This window comes from Psychrobacter muriicola 2pS (genome assembly GCF_904846535.1).
GTDB classification, from domain to species: Bacteria; Pseudomonadota; Gammaproteobacteria; order Pseudomonadales; family Moraxellaceae; genus Psychrobacter; species Psychrobacter aquimaris.
Map to the genome: position 1 here is coordinate 451988 of NZ_CAJHBC010000001.1, position 24700 is coordinate 476687.

General features: G+C 42.8%; 22 protein-coding genes and 2 tRNA genes. 17 read left to right on the forward strand and 7 right to left on the reverse strand.

Features of this window, described 5'->3' with window-relative positions:
- Positions 1-283 precede the first annotated feature (283 nt).
- The 5 genes from metG (at position 284) to JMX93_RS01870 (ending at position 7141) form a co-directional block, all read left to right on the forward strand.
- Complete coding sequence (metG, locus tag JMX93_RS01850) at positions 284-2386, forward strand: methionine--tRNA ligase (RefSeq protein ID WP_499203666.1); 2103 nt, start codon at positions 284-286, stop codon at positions 2384-2386.
- 400 nt (positions 2387-2786) lie between these two features.
- A complete protein-coding gene (locus tag JMX93_RS01855; protein WP_499203667.1) occupies positions 2787-3839 on the forward strand; it encodes an ABC transporter substrate-binding protein in 1053 nt (350 codons plus the stop codon).
- Positions 3840-3944: 105 nt separating this feature from the next.
- Positions 3945-4985 (forward strand): ABC transporter substrate-binding protein, encoded by a 1041-nt coding sequence (locus tag JMX93_RS01860; protein WP_045455214.1) that lies wholly within the window; start codon positions 3945-3947, stop codon positions 4983-4985.
- Positions 4986-5415: 430 nt separating this feature from the next.
- Positions 5416-6315 carry an ABC transporter permease gene (locus JMX93_RS01865; protein WP_499203668.1) on the forward strand — a complete coding sequence of 300 codons (900 nt, stop codon included), beginning with the start codon at positions 5416-5418 and terminating at the stop codon, positions 6313-6315.
- Positions 6316-6346: 31 nt separating this feature from the next.
- On the forward strand, positions 6347-7141 hold the full coding sequence (locus JMX93_RS01870) for an ABC transporter ATP-binding protein (protein ID WP_045446787.1): 795 nt from the start codon (positions 6347-6349) through the stop codon (positions 7139-7141).
- A gap of 100 nt (positions 7142-7241) precedes the next feature.
- Here the strand turns inward: JMX93_RS01870 and JMX93_RS01875 are convergent, their stop codons facing one another.
- Complete coding sequence (locus JMX93_RS01875; RefSeq protein WP_499203669.1) at positions 7242-7919, reverse strand: response regulator transcription factor; 678 nt, start codon at positions 7917-7919, stop codon at positions 7242-7244.
- A 36-nt stretch (positions 7920-7955) separates the two neighbouring features.
- Positions 7956-10061, reverse strand: a complete 2106-nt coding sequence (locus JMX93_RS01880; protein WP_499203670.1) for a PhnD/SsuA/transferrin family substrate-binding protein — start codon at positions 10059-10061, stop codon at positions 7956-7958.
- 242 nt (positions 10062-10303) lie between these two features.
- Here JMX93_RS01880 and JMX93_RS01885 point away from each other — a divergent pair, with 242 nt between their 5' ends.
- From JMX93_RS01885 to JMX93_RS01920, 8 genes are all read left to right on the forward strand, one after another.
- Positions 10304-11680: a cytochrome c gene (locus tag JMX93_RS01885; RefSeq protein WP_499203671.1), complete on the forward strand. Its 1377-nt coding sequence runs from the start codon at positions 10304-10306 to the stop codon at positions 11678-11680.
- A complete protein-coding gene (locus JMX93_RS01890) occupies positions 11680-12648 on the forward strand; it encodes a c-type cytochrome (RefSeq protein ID WP_499203672.1) in 969 nt (322 codons plus the stop codon). Before JMX93_RS01885 ends, JMX93_RS01890 begins: the two co-directional genes overlap by 1 nt.
- A gap of 233 nt (positions 12649-12881) precedes the next feature.
- Positions 12882-15221 (forward strand): FdhF/YdeP family oxidoreductase, encoded by a 2340-nt coding sequence (locus tag JMX93_RS01895; protein WP_499203673.1) that lies wholly within the window; start codon positions 12882-12884, stop codon positions 15219-15221.
- 85 nt (positions 15222-15306) lie between these two features.
- Positions 15307-16395, forward strand: a complete 1089-nt coding sequence (locus tag JMX93_RS01900) for a formate dehydrogenase accessory sulfurtransferase FdhD (RefSeq protein WP_499203674.1) — start codon at positions 15307-15309, stop codon at positions 16393-16395.
- A 774-nt stretch (positions 16396-17169) separates the two neighbouring features.
- Positions 17170-18816: a sodium:solute symporter family protein gene (locus JMX93_RS01905; RefSeq protein WP_198332926.1), complete on the forward strand. Its 1647-nt coding sequence runs from the start codon at positions 17170-17172 to the stop codon at positions 18814-18816.
- A 109-nt stretch (positions 18817-18925) separates the two neighbouring features.
- Positions 18926-19060, forward strand: a complete 135-nt coding sequence (locus tag JMX93_RS01910; RefSeq protein WP_226914643.1) for a putative transporter small subunit — start codon at positions 18926-18928, stop codon at positions 19058-19060.
- A 195-nt stretch (positions 19061-19255) separates the two neighbouring features.
- Positions 19256-19329 (forward strand) — tRNA-Cys (locus JMX93_RS01915).
- A 123-nt stretch (positions 19330-19452) separates the two neighbouring features.
- A tRNA-Leu gene (locus tag JMX93_RS01920) sits at positions 19453-19539 on the forward strand.
- Positions 19540-19660: 121 nt separating this feature from the next.
- On the opposite strand, the gene JMX93_RS01925 is transcribed toward JMX93_RS01920, so the two are convergent.
- Positions 19661-20725, reverse strand: a complete 1065-nt coding sequence (locus tag JMX93_RS01925) for a hypothetical protein (protein WP_499203675.1) — start codon at positions 20723-20725, stop codon at positions 19661-19663.
- Positions 20726-20759: 34 nt separating this feature from the next.
- Positions 20760-21818 carry a hypothetical protein gene (locus JMX93_RS01930; protein ID WP_499203676.1) on the reverse strand — a complete coding sequence of 353 codons (1059 nt, stop codon included), beginning with the start codon at positions 21816-21818 and terminating at the stop codon, positions 20760-20762.
- Between the two features lie 212 nt (positions 21819-22030).
- On the opposite strand from JMX93_RS01930, the gene JMX93_RS01935 reads away from it, so the two are divergent.
- Positions 22031-22342, forward strand: coding sequence for a transposase (locus tag JMX93_RS01935; protein ID WP_499203677.1), 312 nt, complete (start codon positions 22031-22033; stop codon positions 22340-22342).
- A gap of 94 nt (positions 22343-22436) precedes the next feature.
- On the opposite strand, the gene JMX93_RS01940 is transcribed toward JMX93_RS01935, so the two are convergent.
- The gene (locus JMX93_RS01940) at positions 22437-22973 is read right to left on the reverse strand and encodes an IS630 family transposase (protein ID WP_499203742.1); all 537 of its coding nucleotides are present in this window, start codon (positions 22971-22973) and stop codon (positions 22437-22439) included.
- Complete coding sequence (locus tag JMX93_RS01945; RefSeq protein ID WP_499203678.1) at positions 22954-23274, reverse strand: IS630 transposase-related protein; 321 nt, start codon at positions 23272-23274, stop codon at positions 22954-22956. Before JMX93_RS01945 ends, JMX93_RS01940 begins: the two co-directional genes overlap by 20 nt.
- A 21-nt stretch (positions 23275-23295) precedes the next feature.
- Between JMX93_RS01945 and JMX93_RS01950 the strand changes: the two genes are divergently transcribed.
- Entirely contained in the window at positions 23296-23559 is a 264-nt protein-coding gene (locus JMX93_RS01950) for a hypothetical protein (RefSeq protein WP_499203679.1), read from the forward strand.
- Positions 23560-23568: 9 nt separating this feature from the next.
- Positions 23569-24054: an IS3 family transposase gene (locus tag JMX93_RS01955; protein ID WP_499203680.1), complete on the forward strand. Its 486-nt coding sequence runs from the start codon at positions 23569-23571 to the stop codon at positions 24052-24054.
- On the opposite strand, the gene JMX93_RS01960 is transcribed toward JMX93_RS01955, so the two are convergent.
- Positions 24051-24236 (reverse strand): hypothetical protein, encoded by a 186-nt coding sequence (locus tag JMX93_RS01960; RefSeq protein ID WP_499203681.1) that lies wholly within the window; start codon positions 24234-24236, stop codon positions 24051-24053. The genes JMX93_RS01955 and JMX93_RS01960 overlap by 4 nt on opposite strands.
- Positions 24237-24320: 84 nt before the next feature.
- Between JMX93_RS01960 and JMX93_RS01965 the strand changes: the two genes are divergently transcribed.
- Positions 24321-24671 carry an IS630 transposase-related protein gene (locus JMX93_RS01965; protein ID WP_499203682.1) on the forward strand — a complete coding sequence of 117 codons (351 nt, stop codon included), beginning with the start codon at positions 24321-24323 and terminating at the stop codon, positions 24669-24671.
- Positions 24672-24700: the final 29 nt, after the last annotated feature.

The window sequence follows — 24700 nt, forward strand, 5'->3', positions numbered from 1 at the left end:
TTTATGGACGCTTTCTCATTATCACTTCTAAATACAACTGACTATTTATCTCTCAGAATTGAGTGATACTCTATATACCGTATAGAGTTAAGCGCTTTATTAGTTACTGTATTAATTACTAAGGAATATCACAAATTTATCTGAATTACGGTATCATAGGCACACTTTTTGAATTTTTCTTATTTTTGGAAATTTTTGGTCTTGATAATATCGTGTCCAATAAGCATAAACCGCTTAGGACATTTGATAACTAACCCGTTTATATAAAAATATAGGTGATTTTGTGCGTGAGATTCTAGTAACTAGTGCGCTGCCCTACGCCAATGGCTATATCCATTTGGGGCATCTTGTAGAATATATTCAGACCGACATTTGGGTACGCGCGATGAAAGCGCAAGGCCATCAGGTCACCTATGTCTGCGCGGATGATGCACACGGTACGGCAATCATGCTCAAAGCAGAAGCTAATGGCGTCACGCCAGAAGAGCAAATTGCCTCAGTTAAAGCCTCACACGAAGCGGATTTTGCTAAATTCTTGATTAACTTTGACAATTATCACTCCACCCATTCAGAAGAAAATAAGCATTTTTCTGAGCTGATCTATCGTCGTTTGAATGACGCCGGTCATATTAGTACAAAAGATGTCGAGCAATTATTTGACCCTGAAAAACAGTTGTTTTTAGCGGATCGCTTTGTCAAAGGCACTTGCCCTGAATGTGATTCGCCAGACCAATACGGTGATAATTGCGAAGTATGCGGCACCACTTATGATGCAACAGACTTAAAAGACCCGCATTCAACATTATCAGATGCCACGCCTATTCTAAAAACGTCCAAGCATTACTTCTTTAATTTGCCTGAATTTGAGCAATTCTTAAAGGATTGGACGCGTAGTGATAATCGTCTACAAACCTCAGTCGCCAACAAACTACAAGAGTGGTTTGAAGCAGGTCTGGCGACGTGGGATATCTCGCGTGATGCGCCTTATTTCGGCTTTCAAATTCCAGACACCCCAAGCGATGAGCCAGACAAATATTTTTATGTATGGCTAGATGCGCCAGTCGGTTACATGGCGAGCTTCAAGAACCTATGCGATAAGCGCGCAGGCACCGAGAATGCCCTTGATTTCGACCGTTATTGGATGCAAGAAAACGAGCATAAAACCGAAGTGTATCATTTCATCGGTAAAGACATCGTTTACTTCCATGCCTTGTTTTGGCCAGCGATGCTAGCTGGTAGCGAATTGCGTACGCCAACGGGCGTCTTTGCTCATGGTTTCTTGATGGTCAATGGCGAAAAAATGAGTAAGTCACGCGGCACTTTCATCAAGGCCGAGACTTATGCTGAGCATTTGCACCCTGAATACTTACGTTATTACTTCGCCAGCAAATTGTCTGACAAAGTTGAAGACATTAACTTAGATTTAGAAGACTTTATGCAAAAGGTCAACTCTGACTTAGTCGGTAAAGTGGTCAATATCGCCAGTCGCAGCGCTGGGTTCTTAGTGAAGAAATACGACGGCATGCTGTCAGAGGTTTGCGTAGAATCAGAGCTACTGGAAGACATTACCAAAACGGGCGATGAAATTGCTGCCGCTTACGAAAATCGTGAGTTCTCGCGTGCCATGCGTCTCATCATGCAATGTGCCGACAAAGCCAACGAGTATATCGACGCCAAAAAACCGTGGTCACTCGCGAAATTGGAGGGTACTGAACAAGAAGTTCAAGATGTCTGCTCAGTCGCTATTAATATTTTCCGTCAATTGATGGTTTATCTTGCACCAGTGCTACCTGAGCTGACAGCCAATACCAAAGAGTTCTTGAACATTGACGATCTAAGCTTTGCTAGCCGAAATCAATGGCTACTTGGTCATAAAATCAATAAATTCAAACCTTTAATGCAGCGTATTGAAGAAAAAGATATTGAAGCTATGGTAGAAGACTCTAAAGCGTCATTGACGCAAGCCGATGCGCCTACCACGACCAAAGACAGTAAGTCAGCGGCCAAAAATGCATCGGCAGCAGTGACAGATGCTAATACAGATGCCGAACAAACTAACTATATTGGTATTGAAGATTTTGCCAAAGTCGAGATGAAAGTGGCACACGTTTTGGCCTGCAACCATGTCGAAGGCGCAGATAAACTTTTACAATTTACCTTGGATGTTGGCGAAGATAAGCCGCGCAATGTGTTCAGCGGTATCCGTAAGTTTTATGAGCCGGAGCAATTGCTTGATAAAAAAGTGATTTGCGTCACCAATCTTGCCCCGCGCAAGATGAAGTTTGGTGTCTCAGAAGGTATGGTGCTATCAACTGGCAATCCAAAAATCCAGCTGACGGTGGTAACATTGCCTGATAACTGCGTTATTGGGGATGTGCTCGCCTAAGATAGATTTACTTAAAATAGGTTATCTGAACTAAGGCATGCCCTCAATCTGAACGAAAGCACCTAAATGGTGATAAAAATGAGAACACGCCCTAGCAGCGCTTATTAAATAAAAAAGATGCCCCTATGGCATCTTTTTTATTATCCAAAATCCATAGACAGTAAATAATAAAAACCAGTCATCACAAAAACGATAATATCGACAAAAATTGACTTATTACCTCCTTAATAGAGACAATGACAAACGCGTTTTAATTTCTTATTGCCATAAGTTACATTACTGTCATAATATGAACGTAATGATCAATGGATTGATTACTTTGATGTTAGCCCGTTATCTCAGCATGCACATAACATTGACTCGGGTAACCTGCACTCTCTAACCTATGAGCCCCAATAAAATGACCTTTGCTACTACTTTACGCTTCAGCCTATTCGGTGCTGCTATGAGCGCCGCGCTTGGATTAATTGGCTGCTCAAACACGAACGACACTGCCGCAACGTCAGATACAAGTACTGCCGCAGATTCTGATAAGCCTGCCAAGACATTAGCCATCACGCAAATTGTCGAACATCCTTCGCTAGATGCGATGCGCCGCGGCATTATTGATGAGTTGGCAGATAATGGCTATGTTGAAGGCCAAAATCTAACCATTAATTTTCAAAGTGCTCAAGGCAATACAGCGACAGCAGGTCAGATTGCTAAGCAGTTTGCAGGAGACAACCCAGATGCCATCGTGGCAATCTCAACGCCATCAGCTCAGTCTATCGTTGCGTCAACTAAGACAGTTCCGGTTATTTATACGGCTATCTCAGACCCTGTAGCGGCGAAGCTCATTAACGAAAACAATGTGCCTATCCAATCTAATGTAACAGGACTGTCTAGTGAGCTACCTATCGAGCCGCAATTGGACAATATTCAAAAAATTGTGCCCAATGCAAAAACCATTGGTTATGTTTATAGCCCAGGTGAGGTCAATTCGGTGGTGGTACTCAATCAACTAAAAAAAGCCGCGCCTGCACGTGGACTTAAAATATTAGACGTAACCGCCAATCGTCCCACTGATGTGGCCATGGCGACTCGTAGCCTTGCTGGTCGCGTTGATGTGATTTATACCTCACTAGATAACAACGTTGTATCCGCCTTTGAAGCGATGGCAGGTGCTGCCAATGAGCTTGATATCCCCGTCATTGCCTCAGACGAATTTAGCGTAAGACGCGGTGCGACTGCGGCGCTTGGTGTCAATGATTATGACTTTGGTCGTACCACTGGCAAAATGGTGTATCGTGTACTCAATGGCGAGGCAGTCAATACGATTAAGCCTGAAGTAATGAATACCTTAACCTTATATGCAAGCCCAAAACATGCGGCTGAACAAGGCGTAAGCCTGACTGATGAGCTGCTAAAAAATGCTATTAATGTCGATAAAAAAGCGCAAAATGCCAGCAAATAATCTTTAGCTCATGATATTTTAGCTCTCTATATAGATAGCTGCTTTACCCTTTATCCATCTATTAAATAATGTACGGACACATTATTATTTTCAGGAGTGAGACCCATGTTGTATCAGAATCGTTTTGGTCATTTTAACTTTAGCAAAGCACTATTATTAGGTGGCGTTTGTACTGCTATCTTGACGGGCTGCAATCAATCAGCACAAGATACCAGCACCACTGATGCAGCTGCTACTGGCGATGCAGCCACAGCGATGAAGACCGTTGCCATTACAGCTATCGTCGAACATCCAGCGCTTGATGACGTCCGTAAGGGCGTTATCGACGAGCTTAATGAAGCTGGTTTTAAAGATGGTGAAAACTTAACGGTTAATTTCCAAAGCGCACAGGGGAACACGGCCACTGCGGGTCAGATTGCTAAGCAATTCGTCGCAGACAATTCAGACGTTATCGTTGCGATTGGTACTCCATCAGCGCAGTCTGTAGCTGCTGCCACTAGCAGTATTCCTTTAGTATTTTCAGCAGTCACTGACCCAGTTGCCGCCAAACTAGTGACAAAACTAGATGGCTCTGGCACCAATGTCACTGGCGGCTCTGATGCACTGCCTTATGAGCCACAAATTGAATTGATGCGTCAAATCATTCCTAGTCTAAAAAATGTCGGCTATGTTTATAGCCCAGGCGAAGTCAACTCAACGATTATCTTAAAAAACCTGAAAGAGAAACTGACACCACTAGGTATCAATGTACTCGAAGCGCCTGCCCAGCGTAGTACTGATATTGCGATGGCAGCACGTAGCCTCGAAGGTAAGGTTGATATGATCTATACATCAACCGATAATAACGTCGTATCGGCTTACGAATCACTATATCAAGTCGCTAAAGAGAGCAAAATCCCACTGATTGCGTCTGACACCAGCTCAGTGGAGCGTGGTGCAGTTGCCGCATTGGGCGTGAATTACTACGAGCTCGGTCGCGAAACAGGCAAAATCGTTGTACGTATTTTAAATGGTGAAAAAGCAGGGGCTATTCCCGTCTATACTCCGCAAATGTTGGATCTATACGTTAGTCCAAAGCATGCCAAAGAAGAAGGCATTACTTTGTCACAAGCGGTTATCGATAAAGCAAAAGAAGTGGTAGAATAACGCACTTTTACAGTTAGCTCATTACAGCTGTCATAAGGTAGATGCCGAGTTTGATGAATTTGGTGTCAGCTGTTATCTACCTTTATGCGATGAGGCTAAATGTTTAACATCAGAAACCCAGCTATGAATCAGTAGGCTGGGCTTCTTATTTAAACAACATTGATTAAATATAAACTATTTGCATCGTTTCTAAATTTGCCCTATTTTTAATCAAAGCTTTGAACCAAGGTAGCTTATGATAGCTGTTAATCGTGACATGTTTTGGTTTACCCTAACCGCAGATTGTTTAATCTGTTAAATTCACCGCTTAGTCGTTTAGCTAAAATTAACGTATAGATGAGACAGCGCTGGTCTATATCACGCATTTATTCTATGAATTAATACTAAAACGTTAGTTGTTAAACGCTTGGTTATGACTTACTGATCTCTTATGTCTTTAATTGCTTTTTTTGGTGCACTTGAAAGCGGTCTGATTTATGGCCTAGTAGCACTTGGTGTGCTGATCTCATTTCGCACCCTCGACTTCCCCGACTTGACCGCTGACGGTAGTTTTCCACTAGGTGGCGCTGTCGCTGGTATTTCTATCATCGCTGGTATTAACCCATGGCTTGCCTGCGCTTTTGGTATGTTGGCAGGTTCAGTCGCTGGTATTATCACGGCATGGCTACACGTCAAACTTGGCATCCTGCAATTGCTTGCCAGTATCTTGGTGATGGTCGCGCTATATTCAATCAACTTGCGGATTATGGGTGCGCCGAACTTGCCATTATTGGGTGAAACCACGGTCTTTAGCACCTTGGTCACTGATGGCAACGGCTATTGGATGCGCTGCCTAATTATTGGTCTCGTCGTGCTACTGGCCATGTTATTTTTAAACTGGTTTTATAGTACCGAAACGGGTCTTTCGATGCGGGCGACGGGCTCTAACCTCAGAATGGCACAGGCGCAAGGCATCAATACCTCATGGATGACCATCATTGGTATGGCGATTTCTAACGGTTTGATTGCTTTAGCAGGTGCATTGTTTGTGCAGACCCAAGGTGGCGCAGATATCTCGATCGGTATCGGTACCATTGTCATTGGTCTGGCAGCGGTCATCATCGGTGAAACCATCATTCCTGCCAAGCGTATTTGGCTGATTACCTTTGCTGTGGTTGTCGGTGCGGTGCTGTACAAGTTATTTATTCAGGTAGCGCTATCGAGCGATACGCTACGTAGTATCGGCTTTGGCCCGCAAGATTTAAACTTGATTACAGCGCTACTCGTCGTGTTTGCCTTGGTATTGCCAAAAGCTAAAAATAAATTTTTAAGTCGTAAAGTTCGGGCTTAATGTCAATGTGCAACCATAAGGAATAATTATTATGATGCAAGCTACAGATTTGCGGTTGACCTTTAATCCTGGAACGCCCATTGAAAACCCTGCCCTACGCGGTATCAACCTCAATATCGCTGATGGTGAATTTGTCACCGTCATCGGTACCAATGGCGCGGGTAAATCAACCTTTTTAAATGCGGTCAGTGGTACCACGCGCGTCGATAGTGGTTCAATCTTATTAAATGGCATTGATGTCACCAAAAAGACCGCGCACCAACGCGCCCATTGGGTGGCTCGTGTCTTCCAAGATCCGATGGCGGGAACTTGTGAGGCATTAACCATTGAAGAAAACATGGCGCTGGCTTATAAGCGCGGCGGCAAACGTGGTTTGAGCTTTGCACTCAACCAAAATAACCGTGATTTATTTCGCGAAAAATTGTCAGTATTAAAACTGGGTCTAGAAAATCGTCTGACCGACCGTATGGGTCTGTTATCTGGCGGTCAGCGTCAGGCAGTGAGTCTGCTGATGGCTTCACTACAACCTTCTAAAATTCTATTGCTTGATGAGCACACTGCTGCCCTTGACCCTAAAACTGCTGCCTTTGTTTTAGAACTGACCGATAAGATTGTGACGGACAACCAGCTCACTACCATGATGGTCACGCACTCAATGCAGCAGGCATTGGCACATGGCACCAGAACGGTGATGTTACATCAAGGACAAGTGGTGTTAGATGTGGCTGGCGATAAACGTCAAGGCATGACTGTACATGACTTACTTGATATGTTTGAGCAAACTCGCGGCGAAAAAGTCGAAGATGATAGCTTGATATTGAGTTAAATAACTTAGCAAAATTCTTCAACTCTTGAAAAAATAGAACGTCTGTTTAATAGCAGGCGTTTTTTTATGACTGTTTTAATTGATACGACTGTCTTAATTTTTAAGCATCAAGCATAACCAACTTTTGAATCAACTCACTGACATGTTGTGACTGCATTTTTTTCATCACTTGTGAACGATGCACCTCTACCGTACGGACGGAAACGTCTAAATGATCAGCGATATTTTTATTCAGATTACCTTCTAACAATTCATTGGCAACCTGCTTTTCTTTATCAGTCAGCTGTGCATAGAGCTTTTTAATATCATAAAGCTTGGCGCGTTTTAAAGAGAGCTCTTGCGCACGCACAAGTGCTTCTTGTAGAAGGCGGCTATTAACCGGTTTTTCCAGATAGTCAGCCGCACCTTGTTTGAGCATATTGACAGCATCAGCAATCTCGCCATTTCCGGTTAATGCTATTAGCGCTATGGGACTATCATGTTTACTGAGATGCACTTGTAGCGCTTGACCACTCATCTCTGGCATCATCAAGTCACTAACTATCACTGCTGGGCGATAGATACTGACTTGTTGTAAAAAAGTCAGCGCACTTGCCCACACTTGGGTTGACAGACCTAAGCTGCTAATCAAAAAATCACAGGACATGCGCACACTTTCTTCGTCATCAATGATATGAATGATAAGCGATTCTGGCGTAATGCCTGATAAATCGTCAGACAGATGACTGTTTTTATCTTGCCAGCACGTAGGCTCATTTGAGTGTTGATTAGACGTCATATGTGACCTTATGGCTAAATACATTATTGATATTCATTAAAGTTTGTCGTTATTATTCGCTAAAGATAATGGCAGATAAAAAGATATTTGTGCGCCCACCGTGTTTGACAGATGATAGTTAGCATTGGTTTGTAGCAGCTGGATTTTACCATTTAAGGCACGTTTAAAGCGTCGCGGCTCATTACTCGCTACTTGATAAACTTTCTCCATTTCATGTTCGGTATCAATATTGTTTAGCTGCACCATACCGCCCTGTGACTTGCATAAACGCTGACATATCATCAGCCCTAATCCTAGGCCATCTGCTTTTGTAGACTGGGTAGCATATTGACTGGGTAGGCTCTCTGGTAGGTGCCGTGCTTTAAGCTGGGCTTGGTCAAAGCCGCCAGCATCATCGCTTAGATGCAATACCAACCATTGCTTATTATTATACCTCTCTGCCTGACAGCGTAGCATGATATGGGTCGCCCCTTGCTGCGCAGCATTGGTTACGCCATTTATCAGTAACTGATCTAATAGTAAATTTGGCAAGGTTAAATGCTGATAATCACTTGCCAGCCAAAAATTGATACCTGCGGCTTGCTCACCCAATAATAGGATACACTGTTGATAGGTGGCTGCGATATTGACACGAGTTTCATTTGCTTGCGACCGTCCAGCCCAGCGGCGGATATTAGTCACCACAGCAGCGACGCGTTCTGTTTCATATACAATCTGCTGCAGAGCATTCTCTGTCGCTGCATTATCAGGTGACGCTGTCTCGACCATCTTTTTGGATGACTGCGCTTGTTGACTACGTATCAATAACCCTTGCGCATAATTTTGAATGGTTGCTAGCGGTTGATTGATTTCATGAGCGATAGCACCGCTCATCTCACCGATGACCGCAAAGCGCTCTGATTGGTGTAACTGCTGATCATAATCACGGATTAGTCTATTTTGCCGCACTATCTTTTTTTGCCGCCGCCATGCCAGCCAGCTCATCCAAGCATAATTTACTGTCGATATCAGGATAACCAAAATAATCACAGCCATCCATAATCGATGCGCCTTTATCCAGTCGATCATATGCGCACTCAGCTGCTTTTGGGCGGGATGGCGATTCATCTCATAAAGGATGCGCTCAGCATCACTACTCGATTCTGCTGGCAGCCAACGCTGCTCTGCTTGACTCTTGCCAAATAAATTTTGATTGATCTGGCGCACCAAAGCATCTGGCGCTTGTTCGGTCGCTGCCAATGTCCAATTTGGATATATTTTCGTTGAAGAATGGCAGCTAGATACAGTGGCGACTGGATGAATGAGACGGTATTGCTTGTCATTGATTTGACCGCGCCTTGCCATCTCCTCCATCAGACAAAGCGGTGTAATGGCAGCATCTACCTTGCCGCTAGCCAAGGCATGCAAAGTGCGCTCTATCGGATAACCGACAAACTGTGTTTGGTAATGATTTGGTGTGATGCCATTTTGCTGTAATAAATGCGCGCCCAATAAATAACCGCCAAATGCGGCAGTGTCGACGGCAGCAATATGACGTTGCTCCAAATCCTGCAAACGATAAATATCACTGTCGGCAGCAACCCATAAAGCACTGGCGACCTCTTCCATCGCACTGGGCTGTTTTAATGGCGTATGTTCATTTAGTTTATTAAATTCATTGGCTAGGGTGACTGTCGTCGAAAGCTGATTTTGCGATTTTTGCCCATTAAAACCCTCAGCATCAAATCCTTGATTACTAAATCTTTTATCACGAGAACTTTTATCACGAGCGTTTGGCGCATTGCTATTTAATTGAGCCGTATCTGTTTGTAAGGTAGCCAGCCAGCGCCACCTGATGGTATTCATTTTTATAAACTGTACTTGCGGGCCAAGCACTAGCGCAAACTGCTGTGCTTCTATTTGCTGTTGCCAATTCTCCAGCGCCAAAGGTACCAATATCACGGTGTCATCTGATAACTGATCATTAAGCTCGTCAAGCCACGGCTGCCAGCGATTTTGCGCGGCTGTCTCGCCTTGAGGTGCCAGCACACCCAAATAGTAGGTCTGTGCGGTTGCCTTAGATAGCGTTAACCAAGCAGCCGAGGCTACAACGATAATAAAACAAGTCTTTAAAGCAGCCCAAATTTTCGACTTTTTATGCATACACCTAGCCTTATATTTGACCTAGCAAACGCACATTATAAGTAAAAACCTTAATTATAATGTGGTTTTCCACAATATCACAATATTACCCGCTACCCTATACTAGATGACAGTCGTGTAACTTTTAATTCGCTGAGCTTAAATCACAAATATTCGATTTCAATATGGATGATTAATACGCCTCATGAAATATGAGTGATGAATTATAAGCTTGGTAAAAATATCTTATGGAGGGCGGGCTTATGAAAAAGTGGCCACTGATTATAATAATAGCAGCCATCATCGGGCTGGTGGTTGCCTTTATTATTGGGCAATTACTGCCAAATATGCGCACCAACAGTAGCAATATCGAGGTCAATATCACTGATCCTGCTCTCATCAAGCAGGGTGAATATATCGCACGCACCGCTGACTGTGTCGCTTGTCATACCACACTCGATGGCGAGACTTATGCGGGTGGCCTGCCTATGCTAACGCCGCTTGGGGCGATTTATTCAACCAATATCACACCCGATAAAGAGACTGGCATCGGCAACTATAGTTTCGACGACTTTAAAAATGCCGTTAAGCATGGGGTACGCAGTGATAATAAAGCCTTATACCCTGCTATGCCGTACCCATCTTACCAGCTCATGCCAGACGAAGACTTAGCCGCGATGTACGCCTTCTTTATGTCCGATGTCAAAGCCGTTAAACAAGCCAATCTAAAAAGCGAGCTACCCCCCATAGCAAACTGGCGCTGGCCCTTGGCATACTGGCAGGTCTTATTTGATCGCAAGCGTGACTTTGTCCCTGAGACAGACGACGCCCTATTAACTCGTGGTCAATACTTAATCGAAGGTCCTGGGCACTGCGGCTCTTGTCACACTGGGCGCGGTATTGGCTTTCAAGAAATCGCTCTAAGTAATGCAGATTCTAACAAGTATTTGAGCGGTGCCATCATCGATGGTTGGCGCGCCAAAAGTATCCGCGGTGAGCATCGCGGACTTGGCACTTGGACAGTTTCAGAACTAAATGGTTTCTTTAAAACCGGACGTACTGATACCACTGCTGCCTTTGGTGCCATGGCCGAAGTGGTTGAGCATAGCACCCAGTATATGACCGACTACGACATCAACGCCATGTCATCGTATCTAAAAACGTTAACACCAGCGCCAAACAAAGAAGCCACTCTGCCTGCGAAAAAAGACATCACCACGCAAAAACTGCTAGATGGCGACTATGATTCGCGCGGTTCGATTTTGTACGCCGAATATTGCCAAATTTGTCACCGTGTCGATGGTAAAGGAGTCGCGCGTATTTTCCCAGCGCTTGATGGCAATAGTGCGGTTTATTCTAACAATGCCCATTCGGTACTACAGATTACCTTGAGCGGTGGTCGTATGCCTGAAACCCCACATGATCGTATGGCGTTTACTATGCCTGAATTCAGCAATCTTAGCGATGCGGATGTGGCAGAAGTGGTCAACTATGTCCGTAATAGCTGGACCAACCAAGCACCCGAAATCGATATCAATGATGTGGTAAAAATGCGGGCTTTCCTCGCCAAAAAACCAAAAACCAGTACGGATATCGCCCCAGACTTAAGTATTGATGCGCAAACAAAAGGAGCAAAATAATGAAAAAATCTCCACTCAACTTGCCTACTATTGCTAGCGTTATCTCTCAAAAAATCAATATGAGCAACCTAACCACTGCTATCCTTACTGCTTCAGTGCTTAGTGTCGCTGCTATCAGTAGTGGTTGCTCACAGCCCGAGCCTGTGGAGCAAAATGCGCCTGAGTATGGCTTAGTCACCGCTGATGATGCCAACGAAGATATCGGTACTTATGTGCTGCCGCAAGATACGGCTATCTTGGATGAGCCAAATGCTGATGAGATATTTTATGGTAAACGCTTATTAAACGAAACCAAGCGCTTACTGCCAGAGCATGTAGGCGCGCAAATGAACTGTAACAGCTGCCATATTTCACAAGGTAAAATTCCACTGGGTGATCCGTACATCAATAGTTATAATTTCTATCCGCGCGTGATGCCACGATCTGGTAAGGAAGTCGATTTAACCAAACGTATTAATGGCTGCTTCCAGCGCTCAATGAATGGCAAACCGTTAAAACCTGAGTCACCTGAAATGCTGGCAATGTTGGCTTATATGAGATGGCTGTCGCAAAATACACCGAAAGAGCAAAAGGTCGATATCCAAAATGCGGGTAAAGTCGATGAGTCATTGATTCCAGACCCTGTCCGCGGCGAACAAATTTATAAAGTTCAATGCGCGACCTGTCATGGTGATAATGGCGAAGGCCTCAAAGACAGGCGCGGCGATATCGTCTTCCCACCACTATGGGGCGATGAGTCCTTTAATATAGGTGCTGGTATGGCGCGTACTTATAAGGCGGCGGCCTTTGTAAAATACAACATGCCGATGGGTATTCAGACCAAAGGGCTATGGGGTCATGGCAATGTGCTGAGCGATCAAGATGCCGTCGATGTGGCGCATTTCTTTACTCATCAGCCGCGACCTGACTTTGCTGGTAAGATCAATGATTGGCCAAATGGTAAAAAACCTAAAGACGCACGTTACTGACATATTAAGAAGACGGCATTTATGAAGAGTTTACTTAAGAGGACTTCACTTAAGAAGACGTCATTCTACGCTCTCTTGTGAGTGAGCATTTACACGACAAACCTTTAAGAAAATACATTTTTCTTAAAGGTTTTTTTGTTATCTATAGTTAATGCTTCTACAAACTTCTTACTCATCATTATATAGTTGTTGTATATCAAAGTTAGCTACCGCCATTTACTATGAGGTTTGTCATGCGCAAAATTCCTGTCTACTCCCATCCTGCTGCCGGTTGGCCTGCGCTGATTTCCTCTACTCGTAAACTGATGGACTATCAAACTTTTTTGCGAGGCGGTTTGAGTGTATTCAAAAGCAATCAGCCTCATGGAGGATTTGACTGTCCCGGCTGCGCTTGGCCAGATCATAAGTCACATAAAGCCATTGATGTCTGTGAAAATGGCATCAAAGTCATCGCCAGTGAGACCATGACAAAAAAAGCCGATGCTCGGTTTTTTGCGCGACATAGCATCACCGAACTACAAGGGTGGTCAGGTTATGAGCTTGAGCATAGTGGTCGCTTATCAGAGCCTTTATACTATGATGCCGCGCAAGACCGCTACTTACCGATTTCTTGGGACGCCGCTTATCAATGTATCGCTGAGCAGTTAGGACAGCTTGATTCGCCAGACGAGGCGCTATTTTATACCTCAGGCCGTGTGACTAACGAGCCAGCCTTTATGTATCAGCTGTTTGTGCGCTGTTTTGGCACCAATAATTTACCAGATTGCTCCAATATGTGTCACGAACCAACGTCGGTAATGCTAGGTAGACAACTAGGTATTGGCAAAGCGACCGTGAAATTGGAAGACTTTGAGCAAGCCAAACTGATATTGATGTTTGGACAAAATCCTGCGACCAATCATCCGCGCATGCTTGAAATGCTTGCTCATGCTCACGAGCAAGGCTGTCGAATCCTCTCAATCAACCCTATGCGCGAACAAGGCTTACGTAAATTTAGAAACCCGCAAAAGTCCACGCATATGGCAGCTGGTCAAAGTGATGAGATGGTCGATGAGGTCATTCAAATTCAGATCGGCGGCGATGCAGCACTATTAACTGGTATCGCTAAGTGGCTGACTAAAAACAATAAAATCAATCACAGCTTTATCGATGAGCATACCTCAGGATATGAGGCACTCGACGCGTGGCTTCGCCAACAATCATGGCCGGATGTGGAACGCGGGTCTGGTATCAGTAAAGAGGAAATCATTAATATTGCAAAATTGGTAGCGGCGAGTCCTGCGACCATTTGCACGTGGGGTATGGGCATCACTCAGCACGTTCAAGGCGACGACAACGTAGCGATGATTACCAACCTATTACTATTGATGGGTATGATTGGTATTGATGGCGCAGGCGCGTCTCCCGTTCGTGGTCATTCTAACGTACAGGGCGACCGCACCATGGGCATCCATGAGCGCCCTGCACAAAAGCTACTCGACAGCCTTGAGCGCGTTTTTGAACGTCCGATGCCGCAAGAAAACGGTTTTGATGTGGTCTCTGGTGCGAAAGCATTGATTGCCGGTAAGCTAAAAGTCTTTATGGGTATGGGTGGAAATTATGCCGTTGCAGCACCAGATACCACTGCTATTCAACAAGCTTTGACAACCACTCAGCTTAATATTTTCGTCGGCACCAAGCTGAATGAAACTATGCTGTATCCGGGCGCGAACAATCTGATTTTACCTTGCCTAGGTCGCACCGAACGTATTATCACCGCCAAAGGTGAACAGTTTGCGACGATTGAAGACTCCATGTGTCAGATTGTACCCACTCGAGGCAACCTGAAGCCTGTCAGCGATACACTGAAGTCTGAAGCACAAATTGTGGCAGATATCGCCACTCACGTGCTTGGTGCTGATTCGTCCATTCCTTGGCAAGCGATGAGTGAAGACTTCAATGTCGTTCGTGATTATATCGCCAAAGCGATTAACGGTTTTGAAGACTTTAATCAGCGTATTCGCGCAACAGAGCGTGGCTTTCATTTATATCATCCAGCACGTCATCGTGTGTGGAATACTGACAGTGGCAAAGCACAATTTGAAGTACCACAATACCCAATTACTTACGTCGCCGCACAAATGGCAGACGCTAAGGGCATGGATGATAGTGAGAATACAACGCAAAAGGTTTGGCAATTGACCAGTGTCCGTAGCCATGACCAGTTTAATACCATGATTTTCGGATTTGAAGATCGCTATCGCCAAACCAATCGCCGCGATGTGTTGTTTATGCATCCAGATGAAATGACTCGTTTGGGTTGGCAAGCAGGTGACAGAGTGATGGTCTCCCGCCATGCCAGCACAGTTAACTTGAAAGGCACAGACAATTTAGATCAGCCACGCATGCTAGGGCCTTTAGTATTGACTGAGATGGATATCGCCGCCAACGCGGTCGCAACTTATTATCCTGAATGTAATGACTTATTTGATTTAGACACGCATGCACCAGACTCTCACATACCAGCGTATAAATCGACGACCGTTGTTTTGCAACGCGTTGAGGCAAATGCTAGTACGACTGACCTTGTATAGTCAACAACGAGCTGATGCTTAAGTAATGGCTATATTTAAAAGGAACAATAACTTTGGCAATGACCATACGATATAACGAGGTATTATGATTGCCAAAAGTGATACGGAAAGTGACGCAAAATATAGCGATCAATTCTTGGTAAATAACCTAACAAATAAAACCTCAGAAACTTTAGAGTCATCTGCAACACCGCTTGCACGTAATCACTGGGCGCAAAAGCATCATTATCCGTCAGATAAATATGACCATAACAATGTTGCTGAGACCCATGCTGCTAAGACTAGTATTGCGCAGACCAATATTCATCAAATCAGTATTGAGTGTCAATCTGCTAGCTTAGCAGTGGAAGCTGCGGTTGCTATCGTTATCAATGGTATTCATTATGCGGTATTGATGGCAAGCCCTCACCAGTTAGAGTATTTAGCCGTCGGCTTTTTGTTTAGTGAAGGCTTAATTCAACATAGCTATGAGCTGCTTGATTGGGAAGTTACCCAACTGAATGATATTGCAGATTATCAAAAGTTCACGCAAGATTCATTTATGCAGGACTCGTTTATAAAGGATTCTACGAATGAAAGTCTTAAATTTGCACAAAGCTTGTCGTCACTGCAAGATTATGACATTTATGTGGTGGAGCTAGTACTAAACCAGCGTTGCCATCAGCGTATCCAAGCACAAAAACGTCAGCTAGCAGGGCGTACAGGTTGTGGTATGTGCGGCATCACTGGACTGACACAAGCGCTGCCTGACTTGAGTATATATCGTCAAAACAGGCAAAAAGCAGATACACCAAGCCTTGATTATCTATTAGCAATACGGCAGCAAGTCGATGCTGCACAGCACACACATCAATTAACCGGTGCCGTACACGCCGCTGCGACGATGTATAATCAGCATCTATACCTATTCGAAGATGTAGGGCGCCATAATGCGCTTGATAAGCTGATCGGTTGGCAATTGCGCCAAAAGGTAGAGGTTAGCTGCGTCCTTATGACCTCACGTCTCTCAATAGAGCTGGTACAAAAATCCATTCGTGGTCGCATACCTTGGTTGGTTGGTATGTCTGCGCCTACTAGTACCGCGGTAAAGGTTGCTGAGCGTTATGGTTTAGGGTTGGCAGGTTTTTTGCGTGATAACAGAGTCACTTACTATACAAATTATCCAGACCTCTAGCACTCTACGGCAACTTTTCTGTTAAGAGCAATCACCTACAACTGTTTAATGAAAACTTCAACCAAACATACATCATTGTGATTTAAAAAATAGTGACATAGCCATTGTTACTAACTCGAATATACCCCTTCTAAAAAGCCTGTCTTCTAAAATCTTATTTGTTCGTTCTACACAACTCTCTATATGTACTCACTAAACCTTATCTAGCGAAACTTGGATAAAGTTTGAGGTTGACGACATAATAGGTTACCCTTACCGCGCAGATATGTTACATAGGCTTAACAAATATGTAATTTTATTTATTAATGTCTCTAAGTTACACATCAATCGCAATGGTTAAGTAGAAACCTCTTACCTATTGCTTATTACAGCTGATAAAGCTGTCTAAATCGAGTTCGGGTCATGCAATCATGGCTTAGTGCTTATTCGTAATTTTGCTATAGACGCTCATCATATGGGCCTTCTCTAATACTCAGCTACCTTTGTGTATGCTTATTAATAGCATCATGGTTTATCCATTAACTGATGCCTATCGAGAGTAGCCCCTGTCTTTTTGATTTAACACTATGTGACTCATTAAGATTTGTGCATGACACTTAGCACCTGCTTACCACTACAGTTGGTATTTTCGCTATTTATATTAGCCACATACATTTTCTCAGTATTAGGGTGATGTAGGCTGTGCTGTATTCCTAATGGTTTGGTATCTTTCGTTTCTACTGAACTTTATTCATCAACAAACAATTGCGAGGTCTGAGTTTGAAAACTGAGTCATTGTTCCAATTTTCATCATTAACTATTATTTTATTGTTATTAGCATTTTATGGTGGCACCTATCTACTCTCTTTATTGATTAAAAAGGATAAAGAAACGACTTCTGGTTTTATGGTCGCAGGTCACGGCGTGGGCTTCGGTATGGGTGCAGCCAGTATGACCGCCACTTGGATTTGGGCGGCATCATTTTATGCGGCTGCTACCTCTGGCTATAAATACGGAGTATCAGGTCCAATACATTATGGCTTTTGGGGTGCCTTGATGATTTTATTCATTTACCCTTTTGGTATGCGTTTTCGTGAATTGGCTCCAAATGGTCATACCTTAGGTGAACTTATCCACGCCCGCCACGGATCATCAAGCCAATTAATTTTAGCCATATCCAATATTATGGGCAGCTTAATTAGCTTGATGGTCAACTTTACTGCCGCGGGCGCCTTGGTTTCAGTCTTATCACCGTTATCGTTTCAAACAGGGGTAATGATCGCGGGTATTGGTGTGCTAAGTTATACCTTAACGTCAGGCTTTCGTGCCTCGGTCTTTACTGACTTTGCTCAATTGGTCGCCTTGATGGCAATTGGTGTTGTCATTATTCCAGCGGTACTGTTTTCCATGGGTGGCCCTTCAGTTATGGTCGACGGACTCTCTAACCTGACGTTAGAGCAGCAGGATTTCTTTTCCTCTGAAGCCTTCTTTCAGCAAGGTGCACCGTATTTTGTCGCGGTTCTAGCCTATGCTATTGGCAACCAAACCATTACCCAGCGCTTATTTGCGATTGATAAAACCAAGATTAAAGCGACCTTTATCACTGCCACAGTCGGCTACGCCGGTATTGTCATTGGGCTTGGTATGATTGGATTAATGGCGGTGACTATCGGCATCGAACCACTTGATGGCAATATGAATAACTTAATCCCGCAAATGGTCAGTACCTACTTACATCCTGTATTTATCGCACTATTTTTCATATTAGTAATTGGTTCATTATCATCGACCGCGGATTCAGATTTATCGGCGCTATCGACGATTATGATGGCCGATGTCTACGGTAAAAATATCGCTAAAGGTCGCGTCAAACCAAAAACCATGATGCTCGTTGGTCGTGGCACGATGATTATTGCCACAGCTGCTGGATTAATTTTTGCCAGCTTTAAGCTCGATATTTTAGTAATGCTGGTCTTCGTTGGCGCATTATGGGGTGCCATTGTCTTCCCTGTCATTGCTAGCGTCTTCTGGAATCGCGTAACCAATGTGGCATTTACCTCAGCTGTGATCGTCGGGCTTTTATTATTCTGCGTTGCCCGCTTTGAGCTAATACCCATTACTGGCTTCACCGCATTATTCTTTGAAATATTGGCCAGTGTCGGTGCGGCTGTGGTCATTGGTCTGATGGTTTTTGGTTTCTTAGGTCGTAAGATAGGTATGGTAGCTGCCGCTATCACGCTGATACTAATGTTAATCTTTGCTACTGGCTTCCTACGTCAATATATGGTCTTACTCGCCTCATTGACGGCTTACGGTGCCAGTACCATAGTCTGTGTAGTAGTCAGCCTCATGGGAGACGAGCACTTTGACTTTGACCTCATTAAACAGCGGGTTGGCGACTATGATGAAAATCCGAAAACCTCATCGCCAATCAAAATTTAAAGGATCTTAAATTAAAACTGTCTTATACGAATCATGGTGGGTCAGTCTGTAATAGCTCAATAAAACTGACCTACCGTACACTGCGACAAAATACTATAAAGGAGATATTATGGATAACGTCTTTATCTATGGATTGTATATTTTAATTTGGCCAGCGATTACGCTTGGCGTGCTGATATTAATTTGTACCGCAACCTATCGCGATATTAAAAACGCACAACGCAATAATCAAGATATTGTTTAGCACATTACATCAGGTAATGTATTTTGACAAACCATCACTGAGTTTTAAGCTTGATAATGGCTCCACCTGACCTAATGATGCTTTAAATAATCGCTAACTTATGGTCAAATAGCAATAACTTAGCAAATAAGTGACATTTAGCTAAAAAATAACTTGTAATTTAAATTATTTTTGCTAATATAGGCATCCTTGATTGGCTGGGTGGCAGAGTGGTCATGCAGCGGACTGCAACTCCGTTAACGCCGGTTCGATTCCGACCTCAGCCTCCAATTATTTAGGTTAAAATTTTATTCGTATTATATTAATTTTAGCTTGCTTTATTAATATAAATGATTATAATAGCGACCACTATCTAACAAGTAGAAAGTTTACTTTTAGATTATACAAGTTTTGCCCGGGTGGTGAAATTGGTAGACACAAGGGATTTAAAATCCCTCGCTAGTAATAGCGTGCCGGTTCAAGTCCGGCTCCGGGTACCATTACATTAAAAGGCTTCCAAGCAATTGGAAGCCTTTTTCTTATTGTGTCAATTTTTATTTTAATCAAATATTTTGATGACAAAACTGATTGTTCACCTTTTTACCGGACTATTTCTTTCTTCTAAGCAATCACTAACATCACATACAGTATTGACCCGATAAACCATGTCGCATTGATCGCAATCCCTGAATACCATTTACGTTTAACCGCTTTATTTTGGTTAGCAAAGGCCGCTTGCCGCTCTGCCGTGACAGGCAAGATATTATAAGGATTATTTTTTCCATCCCACATGCGCCGACGTTGCACTTCAGGATGCAGTGCAGGGTTGGCGCTTGATTGATAGATATTGCCTTCGGCTAAGTCTAAGTAGCTGACGGTGCAAGCACGTAACCAACCCATGATAGTCAACTCATGGCGCAGACCAGTCAAATCTTTGTTTTTCTTCTCTTGAGCGATATCAGCACAGGCAAGTAATGAGGTGCTAACATCTGTTGGACAGGCGTGGGCATATCGTGGGTCAAGTGGTAGCTCATCTGCGGGACGCTCCATATAGGTTCGAATAAATGTCCACTGGTCATAAGGGTTAAGCTGCATTTTTTCAAAGTTAATAGACAGGCTTGGGTCCCCTGTCGTCTTATCTATTACATGTAGATTAAGTACTTCATACACTAAACCCTCATTACGCCTTATGGAGGCAGTAATATCTCTATAATTAATCAAATGAAAGATAGGGTCTTGCTTGCGATTATGCTCGTAATAGGCAATTTGTTGGGTATTTTTTAATAGCAATATTTTATTATAGTAGGATTTTTTGTTTTTAAACTGTTTATATGCTACATATGGTAGTAATCCGAACATTAAGATAGACATTAGCTGTACGATAATTAAGAAAACAGATATCCAATCAAAGTCGCTTTTAAATAAAATGTCATAAAAAATAACAACTGAAATAAATAAAGTTTGCCCAAACAACCAACTAAAACAATAGGCCATTAAGAAACCAACCAACTGGTGCGAGTTAATAATTGGGTGAAACAATAAATAATCTGGGTTTACCTCATGCACATCACGGCTCAGCTTCTCTATGCTGGCTAATTTTTCCCGATACGTAGGTATGCTCCCTTGCCAAGGTCTACTTAGTAGCTTTTCGATAGGATGGGTATTGTTAGGAGGATTGTAAATCATAATTATGAGCTATTTAATTATATGTTGATTCTTGCTAAGCATTACTAAGCGCTACCCAAGCAACGAGACTGACGTTAATCGCAATCGCCACTGTCCATCTGATATTCACTTGCCAATTCTTACCTTGAAAAGCTTTCTCTGCCTCGGGAGTAATGGGCTGAATGGGATAAGGATTATCTTTACTATCCCATGTCAGTAATTTCTTAACATCAGGATGTAATATGGCTCGTTCAGCACACTGGTAGTTATTGCCTTGTAATAAGTAACCAAGCGCATATATTGAGCTAATTATAAGCATAACGATGCCGCCAGCGCCTGAATGTTGCGTATTGAGAATACCGTATTTGCGAAAGACAATATCGCTACATGCAAACAGTGATTTACTGTTGTCTGCTGGATAAGCCTCACAGAACTCAGGATTTATCGGTAAGTCGGCGGCATCACCTTCAATATAGGTGCGGATAAACGCCCAATGTACACGAGGGTCAACACTGACATCATGCGGTTTAATATGATGAGTAATCTCTCCTGTATTAGTATCTGCAATATAAAGATTCAAAGGTGTGTACGCAGTGTTATGTTTAATGGTATGTATTTCGGGAATGATGTCTTTGTAGTCTACTATCTTTAATTCAAAGGGTTTAAAAAACTGCAGTGATGGTCGGTAGTAGTAAGCTACTTTTTGTTCTTTTTTTAAGAAGTAGTATTGGATGCGGTACGAATTTTTTCTGATAAATTGATAGAAGAGTAAGAAAAGAGGAGTACCAAACACAAGTAGCCAGAAAAAAGTAAGTATTATATCAAATAAGTCAAAATTACCATTTATAAATACAACTTCTCCAATATCTTGCAAAAAATAGTTACCTAGCCAAAATGTAGAAAAATAAACCCAGCCTATGCAGAAATAGCAATACCAAAAGTAGCTAGGTAAGAAAGTCATATAATCAGGATTAATGTTGGCAATCTCTTTGTTAAGATGCTCAATGTCTTCTACCTTTTCAAACAGCTTATGATTTATATTTTTGCTGTAAGTACGCTCAAGTGGATCGTTAAGCTCACTAATGTGGGTAGCAAAGTCGTCGCGTAATTGCATTCAAAGCCTTCTTATTTTTATCTAAGCAATCATACACATCAATAAATCTGTGCATTAATATTAACTACCTGTACCTGCTCTTTTTGCTAAAAACATAAAAATCATACTACCAAAGAACCAGAATAAGGCCAGCCCTAAAGATATAATGTAGTGGCATAATTAAATCGGACCATGTTTAAGAGGTTATACTAGCCCAAAAGAAGGAACATAGTATGACCAGCAAACGCAGAGAATATACCCGAGAATTCAAGTTAGAAGCCGTCTGCTTAGTCGTTGATCACAAGCGCAAAGTAGCAGAAGTGGCAGAATCTTTAGGGGTTGGAGTCTCCACCTTAGACAACTGGGTGCGCAAGTATAAAAAAGAGCAGCAAGGCATTGCACCAGCTACAGGTTTAGCCCTCACCGATGAGCAAAAAGAACTCCAAGAGCTTCGCAAACAAGTTAAACGACTCACTATGGAGCGCGACATTCTAAAAAAGGCTTCCGCTCTGCTAGCCTTGGACAGCCTGAACGTTTATCGCTGATCAGTAAGCTTGTAGAGCAAGACAAACGACTGAGCAAGCGTAAGCGATGCAACCTGTTTGGTGTTGTTAGAAGCAGCTACTATAGTCAAAGAACTTATAAATCGCCACACAGCCATAAAAAATAAAAGAACAAGGTATCAACGCAATCTAGCCACCACTCTTTACGTTTTTGTTTAACCCAAGCCCACATCTGTTCGATAGGATTTAAATCAGGACTGTAAGGCGGCAACCATAAAATAGTGTGATCTGCACTTTCTATGAGTTCAGTTGTGTCTTTTCTCTTATGGAATGTTGCATTATCCATAACAATGACACTGCTTTTCGGTAGGCTCGGTAGCAGCAATTGATCAACCCAACTATGGAACACATCACTATTGACACTGTGATCATAGAGTCCAACAGCGAACAGCTGGCTATTGTAAATAGCGCCTATCGCATTGGTTTGATTTTTAAGCTGCCAGTTGTATTGTCCAAAGCATTTTGCACCTCTATTAGAATAACCGTAAGGCCTGTTCTCATGAGATTTAAAACCACTTTCATCAAGATAGATAATTGGCTTATCATCAAACTTAAATTGCGCCAACTTTTCAAGAAATATAAGACGTTTTGCATCATCCGCTTTTGGATGTATTAAGCTCTTTTTTTTGAGTGATACCGATTCGTTTTAAAGCGATGCCTATAGCTCTTTGAGTGCAGTTAAAACGCTGAGCTCGTTCGTGCTGATAATCATCAGGATGAGCATCTACATCGGCTCTCAGTAACTCATCGTCTATCTTAGTTGGGATAAACTGACGTTTTTTACGCTCAGGAAATGTTTTCCAACGCTGAATAGTGTTGGTGCTAATTTGATATTCCTCTGCAAGTTGTCGAATGCTATAGCCTTCTTCAAGCTTGCACAATATCAGTTGTCGGTAATCTTTTGAGTATGCCATATTATATACTGTAGCGGATTTATGTTTCTTTTACTATATTATGGCGTGCAGACTAAACCAATTGATATTGAACGTATCAAACTCAAAGCCTTGATATGTCAGGTATTCAACGACTCCAAGCAATCGGCTGACGTTCGCACCATTGCCGCCAAGCTCATGGAGCAAATGAATCTGGTCAGTTGCCAGCTTAAGACACACAAGTACAAGCACGCTGATCAAGCGCATAGAACCCATGACAATATATTAGACCGCAGGTTTAGCCCAGATGCACCCAATCAAGTCTGAACGGGGGACGTGACTTATATTCGTATTAAAGGCGGCTGGTGCTACCTAGCCGTAGTGTTAGATTTGTTTGCCCGTCGTGTCGTGGGCTTCGCTGTCTCAGATTCTCCTGACAGTATGCTGACTGCTAAAGCACTACAGATGGCATATCAGACGAGACTTAGACCCAGTGAGGTGCTGTTTCACTCATATCAAGGCACGCATTATACTAGTAAAGCGTTCGCTGAATCCGTGGCTAGTTGTGATGGTATGAAGCAAAGTATGAGCCGAAAAGGTAATTGCTGGGATAACGCCCCAACTGAACGCTTCTTTAGAAGCTTTAAAACGGAATGGATGCCAAAGGGTGGTTATGAAGATATCTTTGAGGCTAAGAGTGTTATTACTGACTATATCTGGGGCTATTATCAAACCGTAAGACCGCATACTTTCAACAATTATTTAACACCAGCTGAAACAGAGAGACGCTACTTTAATAAAACCTCTTATCGGGTGTCCTAAATTAGTTGACCACTACAACCTTTACCCACATCATTAAAAGTTAATGCATAAGGCGTAATACCTCGCACATCTTTTGCCACATACAATATATTCGGATGGTCTTTTTCAACATCCACTACGTCGCTATAAGGCCTGGGTAATAAGGTAATATCTGTTGTGTCTTGGGCAGGTAGTGTATTCATAAATTGTTAATGCTTATATTCTATAGTCAATCTTATATAAAATCGATACAATAGCTATAATAAACTCATTTAACAGCATCAACCATGACTTATTCAATCGACTTTCGCAAGCAAGTATTACGTAGCATTAGAGATGGTATGACTATTCGAGAAGTCGCTATCTTTTATGAGCTGAGTACCAGTACTATTCACAGTTGGCAGCAGGACTTAGTGCCTAAAATAACCAGAAATAAAGCACCGACTAAAATACCTAATGAAGCCTTATTGAAAGATGTTGAGCAATATCCTGACGATTACATGTACGAGCGAGCACAGCGTTTAGGGTGCAGTAAATCAGGCATTGAGTCGGCTTTAAAACGCCTTGGTATCAGTCAAAAAAAAGACCTTAGAGCATCCAAAAGCCTGTCCGACAAAAAGAGCGATATATCAGAATAAACTTGATAGCTTTACACAGCAAGGCTATC

What these genes read in the sequence shown, in the direction of transcription:
- JMX93_RS01855 (WP_499203667.1), top strand. Translation starts at nt 2,787, where the DNA reads ATGACCTTTGCTACTACTTTACGCTTCAGCCTATTCGGTGCTGCTATG.
- JMX93_RS01860 (WP_045455214.1), top strand. Translation starts at nt 3,945, where the DNA reads ATGTTGTATCAGAATCGTTTTGGTCATTTTAACTTTAGCAAAGCACTA.
- JMX93_RS01865 (WP_499203668.1), top strand. Translation starts at nt 5,416, where the DNA reads ATGTCTTTAATTGCTTTTTTTGGTGCACTTGAAAGCGGTCTGATTTAT.
- JMX93_RS01870 (WP_045446787.1), top strand. Translation starts at nt 6,347, where the DNA reads ATGATGCAAGCTACAGATTTGCGGTTGACCTTTAATCCTGGAACGCCC.
- JMX93_RS01875 (WP_499203669.1), bottom strand. Translation starts at nt 7,919, where the DNA reads ATGACGTCTAATCAACACTCAAATGAGCCTACGTGCTGGCAAGATAAA.
- JMX93_RS01880 (WP_499203670.1), bottom strand. Translation starts at nt 10,061, where the DNA reads ATGCATAAAAAGTCGAAAATTTGGGCTGCTTTAAAGACTTGTTTTATT.
- JMX93_RS01885 (WP_499203671.1), top strand. Translation starts at nt 10,304, where the DNA reads ATGAAAAAGTGGCCACTGATTATAATAATAGCAGCCATCATCGGGCTG.
- JMX93_RS01890 (WP_499203672.1), top strand. Translation starts at nt 11,680, where the DNA reads ATGAAAAAATCTCCACTCAACTTGCCTACTATTGCTAGCGTTATCTCT.
- JMX93_RS01895 (WP_499203673.1), top strand. Translation starts at nt 12,882, where the DNA reads ATGCGCAAAATTCCTGTCTACTCCCATCCTGCTGCCGGTTGGCCTGCG.
- JMX93_RS01900 (WP_499203674.1), top strand. Translation starts at nt 15,307, where the DNA reads ATGATTGCCAAAAGTGATACGGAAAGTGACGCAAAATATAGCGATCAA.
- JMX93_RS01910 (WP_226914643.1), top strand. Translation starts at nt 18,926, where the DNA reads ATGGATAACGTCTTTATCTATGGATTGTATATTTTAATTTGGCCAGCG.
- JMX93_RS01925 (WP_499203675.1), bottom strand. Translation starts at nt 20,725, where the DNA reads ATGATTTACAATCCTCCTAACAATACCCATCCTATCGAAAAGCTACTA.
- JMX93_RS01930 (WP_499203676.1), bottom strand. Translation starts at nt 21,818, where the DNA reads ATGCAATTACGCGACGACTTTGCTACCCACATTAGTGAGCTTAACGAT.
- JMX93_RS01935 (WP_499203677.1), top strand. Translation starts at nt 22,031, where the DNA reads ATGACCAGCAAACGCAGAGAATATACCCGAGAATTCAAGTTAGAAGCC.
- JMX93_RS01945 (WP_499203678.1), bottom strand. Translation starts at nt 23,274, where the DNA reads ATGGCATACTCAAAAGATTACCGACAACTGATATTGTGCAAGCTTGAA.
- JMX93_RS01950 (WP_499203679.1), top strand. Translation starts at nt 23,296, where the DNA reads ATGTTTCTTTTACTATATTATGGCGTGCAGACTAAACCAATTGATATT.
- JMX93_RS01960 (WP_499203681.1), bottom strand. Translation starts at nt 24,236, where the DNA reads ATGAATACACTACCTGCCCAAGACACAACAGATATTACCTTATTACCC.
- JMX93_RS01965 (WP_499203682.1), top strand. Translation starts at nt 24,321, where the DNA reads ATGACTTATTCAATCGACTTTCGCAAGCAAGTATTACGTAGCATTAGA.